The organism is Mycobacterium sp. pR1184 (assembly GCF_041287235.1).
Lineage (GTDB): Bacteria > Actinomycetota > Actinomycetes > Mycobacteriales > Mycobacteriaceae > Mycobacterium.
Window position 1 is genome coordinate 1 of sequence record NZ_JBGGKR010000026.1, and the last position, 6,007, is coordinate 6,007.

Here is a 6,007-nt window from a genome sequence, read left to right on the forward strand (position 1 = left end):
GGCTGGCCAACACGACATGGGCCACCCCGTAGCGCGCCACCAGGTGCGCGGCCACCGCCGAGCCGGCCATCCCGGTACCCCCGGTGATCAGCACGCTGCCACCGGCCAGCCCGCCGCCCGAACTCGCCAGCACCGGATCATCCGGACCGTCGGGCAGCGTCAGCACCACCTTGCCGATCTGGCGGGCCTGGCTGACGAACCGATACGCCGCCGAGGCGCAACGCACGTCAAACGTCTTGACCGGCAACGGCTTCAACACTCCGGCGCCGAACAGTCCGATCAGGTCGGACAGCATCGACGCGATGTGGTCCGGGCCGGCCTCCATCAGGTCGAAGGCGCGATACCGCACGCCCGGTGGCATCGATGCCGGGTCACGAAGATCGGTCTTGCCCATCTCGATGAACCGCCCGCCGCCGACCAGCAAGCGCAGCGAAGCGTCCAAATACTCCCCGGCCAGCGAGTTGAGCACCACATCCACCCCGGCACCGCCGGTGGTGGCCAGGAACTTCTCCTCGAAATCCACGGTTCGCGTGTCACCGATGTGGTCGTCGTCAAAACCCATCGCCCGCAACGTGTCCCATTTGCCGCGGCTGGCCGTGACAAACACTTCCGCGCCCCAATGCCGGGCCAGCTGCACCGCCGCCATGCCGACCCCGCCGGTGGCGGCGTGCACCAACACCTTCTCCCCGGCCTTCAAACCGGCCAACGCCGACAATCCGTACAGGGCGGTCAAGAACACCACCGGCACGCTGGCGGCGTGCGGCAGCGACCACCCCGCCGGCACCGCCGTCACCAGCCGCGCATCCACCACGGCCTCGGACCCGACCACCCCCAACAAGCCCATCACCGCATCGCCGACCGCCAGCCCATCAACTCCCGGACCAATCTCGACTATCACGCCGGCACCCTCGGCGCCGAGCTCGCCGCCCCCGGGATACATCCCCAACGCCACCAACACATCCCGGAAGTTCACCCCGACCGCGGCCACCGCCACCCGCACCTGCCCCGCGGCCAGCTCCGCCGGTCCGGCCGGAGCGACCACCACGTCTTCCAGGGTGCCGCCACCACCGGCTGCCAGTCGCCAGCCACCGGGCGGCAACTCCAGCACTGCCCCGGCCCCGACGGCGCCCAGCCGCGCCGCGTGCGCGACACCGGAACGCACCACCAATTGCGGTTCCCCGCAAGCGACGACGTCGGCAACGTCCAACGATCCGTCGGTGTCGACCAGCACCACCCGGCCCGGCTGCTCGGCCTGCGCCGAACGCACCAACCCCCACACCGCCGCACCCGCCAAATCCGTCACATCCGCACCGGCCAGCCCCACCGCACCGCGAGTCAGCACAACCAACGACCCCGCATCGCTACCGGCCAACCACGACTGCAACACACCCAACGCCTCATGGGCAGCCGCATACACCGACTCAACCGTCACACCCGAACCCGGCTCCCACACCGTAACATCTTGTCCACCAACAGCATTAGGCTCCAGGGCAACCGGCGACCAGGCGAGTTCGTACAGTCCGCCGCCGCCACCGGCGGCGGCGGCCAAGGCTGCCGACAGCGCACCGACCGAGATCGGCCGAACCACCAGCTCGCGCACCGACAACACCGGCAGGCCCGTTCCGTCGGCCAGGTCCACCGACACCGCGCCGGCGCCGGCCGGCGCGATGCGTACCCGGACCCGGGAGGCCCCGGAGGCATGCAAACACACGCCCTGCCAGGAGAACGGCAGCATGGTGGAATCGCCGCCTTCGGCAATCCCCCAGGCGTGCAACGCGGCATCCAGCACGACGGGATGAATCCCGAAGCCGCCCATGGTCACACCCTCGCCGGCGCCCACTTCGGCAAAGACCTCTTGGCCGCGCCGCCACAGGGATCGCAGACCCCGGAACGCGGGCCCGTAGTCGTAGCCACGAGCCGCGAGCACCTCGTACACGTCGCCGGTCTCGACGACGGAGGCCCCGACCGGCGGCCACACCGACAAGTCCGCTGCGGGCTCGGGAGCCGCGGCGCTCAACGCGCCCTGGGCGTGCAGCACCCAGACCGAATCCGTCGCCGCACCACGCGAATACACCCACACGGCCCGCGAACCCGACTCGCCCGCGGCGTCCACGACGACCTGAACGCGCGCGGCGCCACCCAGCGGCAACACCAGCGGCGCCAACAAGGTCAGCTCCTCGACCACCTCGCAGCCGACCTCGTCACCGGCCCGCAACGCCAACTCCACGAACCCGGCGCCGGGGAACAACACCACACCGTCCACGACGTGGTCGGCAAGCCAGGGCGATCCGCTCACGGATAACGAGCCCGTCAGCACCACGCCGCCGGAGTCGGGCCGCTCCACCACCGCGCCCAGCAATGGATGTGCGGCGCGGGCCAGCCCGAGGCTGCTCACATTGCCCGATCCCACCGCCCCGGGGGGCAGCCAGAATCGTTGCCGGACAAAGCCGTACGTGGGCAGGTCGACGCGGTGCCCGTTTCCCACCGCCGCGGCCCAGTCCACCGGGACGCCGATCGTGAACAATTGCCCGAGCGCCCCCAGTGCCGACTCGGGTTCGGGGCGGTCCTTGGCCACCGTGATCACCGATGTCGCCTGCTCGGTGGTCAACGACTGCTCGGCGGCAGCGATGAGACCGCGACCCGGACCGACCTCCACGAAAACCCGGGCGCCCAACGACTCGGCAGTGCGCACCCCGTCGGCGAAACGGACCGGCAGGCGCACATGCTCGACCCAGTACTCCGGCGACCCGTAGCCGGGGCCGGCCAATTCTCCGGTCAGGTTGGACACCAACCCTATTCGGGGCGGTGCGGGCGACACCCCGGCGACCAGCTGCGCGAACTCCTCGAGCATCGGCTCCATCAGCGCGGAGTGGAAGGCGTGCGAGACCGCCAGTCGATGCACCCGCCGGCCGTGCGCCGCGAGTTCGTCGGACACCGCGGTGACCGGGGCCTCGGGGCCCGAAAGCACCACGGCGTTAGGACCATTGACCGCCGCGAGATTCACATCCGCGCTCAGTAACGGCGAGACGTCGGCTTCGCCGGCGGCAACCGCGATCATCGCGCCTCCGGGCGGCAGCGCCGCCATCAACCGGCCGCGCCCCGCAACGACTTTCGCCGCATCCGCGAGCGACAGCACGCCCGCAACGTAGGCCGCGGTGATCTCGCCGACGGAATGGCCAGTCACCACGTCGGGCAGCACGCCCCAATGCGCGAGCAACGCCGCGACCGCCACCTCGACGGCGAACAATGCCGACTGCGCGAACTCGGTACTCTGCAGCAGCTCGGCGTCCTCGCCCCAGATCACGTCCCGCAGGGGCAACCGCAGATGCGGATCCAGTGCGCCGACCGCCTCGTCGAACGCCCGGGCGAACTCCGGAAAGCGTTCGTAGAGCTGACGGCCCATCCCCAGCCACTGCGAGCCTTGGCCGGGAAACACGAAGACGGTCTTGCCCGCCGAGCGGACCCGCCCCGCCGTGACGCCGGCACCCGGCTCACCGGCAGCCAGCTCGCTCAGCCCGGCAATCAGATGGTCCCGGTCCGCGCCGACCACCACGGCCCGATGGTCGAACACCGCGCGTGTCGTCACCAGGGACCACGCCACGTCCACCGGGCTCAGCTTCGCGTCCCCGGACACGTGGGCGAGCAACCGCTTGGCCTGATTGGCCAGGGCTTGCTCGGAGCGAGCCGACAGCACCCACGCCGTCTCGCGCGGATCCGGCTCGGCGACAACGTCTTCGATTTCGGTAGCCGGCGCCTGCTCGATGATCACGTGCGCGTTCGTCCCGCTGATCCCGAACGACGACACGCCGGCCCGGCGTGGTCCGTCGCCGCTCGGCCAGGGCCGCGACTCGGTCAACAACGACACCGCGCCCGACGACCAATCCACATGCGGCGAAGGCACATCCACATGCAGGCTTTGCGGCAGCACCCCGTGCTGGATCGCTTCGATCATCTTGATGACCCCGGCGACGCCGGCGGCCGCTGAGGTGTGGCCGATGTTGGATTTGACCGACCCCAGCCACAGCGGACGGTCCGCCGGCCGATCTTGGCCATAGGTCGCCAGCAACGCTTGCGCCTCAATCGGATCGCCCAGCACGGTTCCGGTGCCGTGGCCCTCGACCACGTCGACGTCGGCCGCAGTCAGGCCCGCGCTGGCCAGTGCGGTGCGGATGACGCGTTGCTGGGAGGGACCGTTCGGGGCGGTCAGCCCGTTGGATGCGCCATCCTGATTGACGGCGGTGCCCCGCACGATCGCCAACACCGGGTGCCCCGCGCGGCGGGCGTCCGCCAACCGCTCCACCACCAGGACACCGGCGCCTTCCGACCAGGCGGTGCCGTCGGCAGCCCCGGCGTACACCTTGCAGCGGCCATCGGGGGCCAGTGCTCGCTGGCGGCTGAATTCGACGAAGGCGGCGGGCGTGGCCATGACCGTGACGCCACCGACCAGGGCCAGGTCGGATTCCCCCGATCGCAACGACTGCGCGGCCAGGTGCAGCGCCACCAGCGACGACGAGCACGCCGTATCCACAGACACGGCCGGGCCTTCCAGACCCAGCACATACGACACGCGGCCCGAGGTCACGCTCAACGTCGAGCCGGTGAGCCCGTAGCCCTCCAGCTCGCCTTCCACCTGCCCGCCGTAACCGGCATGGATCACGCCGGCGAACACGCCCGTCGCCGAGCCCCGCAGCCCCAGCGGGTCGATTCCCGCGCGCTCCAACGCTTCCCACGACAGCTCCAGCATCAAGCGCTGCTGTGGATCCATCGCCAGCGCCTCGCTGGGGCCGACGCCGAAGAAACCGGCATCGAAATCGCCGGCGTCGCCGAGAAATGATCCCTGCCGCACGTACATCTTGCCGGGGGCATCGGGGTCGGGATCGTACAAGCCCGACACGTCCCAGCCCCGGTCCGGAGGAAAGTCCGACACGGCGTCACGGCCCTCAATCACCATGTCCCACAATGCGTCCGGTGAATCCACCCCACCCGGATACCGACACGCCATCCCGACCACCACCACCGGCTCGGACAGCTTGGCCTCCAGTTCGGCCACCCGGCGCCGGGTGCGCCGCAGATCCGCGGTCAGCCGCTTCAGGTAATCAAGATGCTTGTCGGTGTCCGACACGGGCGCTCCTTGGCGTCTTACGAGCCGAGTTCTTCGTCGAGGATCGCGAACAGTTCGCTTTCGCTGGCACTGTGGATGTCCTCGTCGTCGGCTTCCTGCTGGTCGTGAGGATCCAGGTGGGCGCTGAGTGTGGTCAGCAGAGTCTGGATGCGAGTGGTCAAGTGCGGCTTGTCTTCCGGCTGCCAATCGGGTTCGTTCAGCAGTGTTTGCAGCTCCCGGGTGATGTCATTGAAACGTGCGAAACGGGCCATCAGGTCGGGCTGCCCGGCGGAGTCCGGAGCACGGGAAACCACCAGCCGGGTGTCGAGGTGTTCGGCCAGGACGATCGGCGTCGGGTAGTCGAAGATCAGGGTGGGCGAAAGGGTAAGTCCTGTCGCTGTTTTGAGCCGGTTACGCAGTTCGACGGCGGTCAGCGAGTCGAACCCGAGGTCTTGGAAGACGCTGCCCGCGTCGATGTCCCCGGCGTTGGGACGGCCCAGCACGGTGGCGGCGTTGCGGCTGACCAGGTCGACCAGTTCGCTGTGCCGCTGTTCGGCGGACAGGCCTTGCAAGCGGGCGACGAGGCTGGTCATCGACGCGGCGGTGGTATCGGTCTCGTCGATGACACGCCGGATGGGGCGGGCGACGAGCTGACTGAGCAGCGTGGGCAGCGTCGCGCCGTTGTCGGCCAGAGCGCCGGGGTCGATGCGCGCGGCGACCAGCACCGGGCGTTCGGCCAGCATCGCGGTGTCGAACAGTCGCAGGGCCTGCTCGGTTGCCATGGGGGCGAGCCCGATTCGGCTCATCCGGGCCTTGTCGCGCTCGTCGAGGTGTTGGGTCATGCCGCTGGCCTGCTCCCATAGTCCCCAGGCGATCGACAATCCCGCCAGACCGTGCGCTCGCCGG

Annotated in this window: 2 protein-coding genes; both read right to left on the bottom strand. The window is 69.8% G+C overall.

The genetic code is table 11. The features are described 5' to 3' along the window. A partial coding sequence (locus ACAG21_RS28035; RefSeq protein ID WP_370499504.1) for a beta-ketoacyl synthase N-terminal-like domain-containing protein occupies positions 1-5,122 on the bottom strand: 5,122 nt, incomplete at its 3' end. A 17-nt stretch (positions 5,123-5,139) separates the two neighbouring features. Continuing rightward, positions 5,140-6,007, bottom strand: an 868-nt coding sequence (locus ACAG21_RS28040) for a beta-ketoacyl reductase (RefSeq protein WP_370499505.1), incomplete at its 5' end; no start/stop codon positions are given.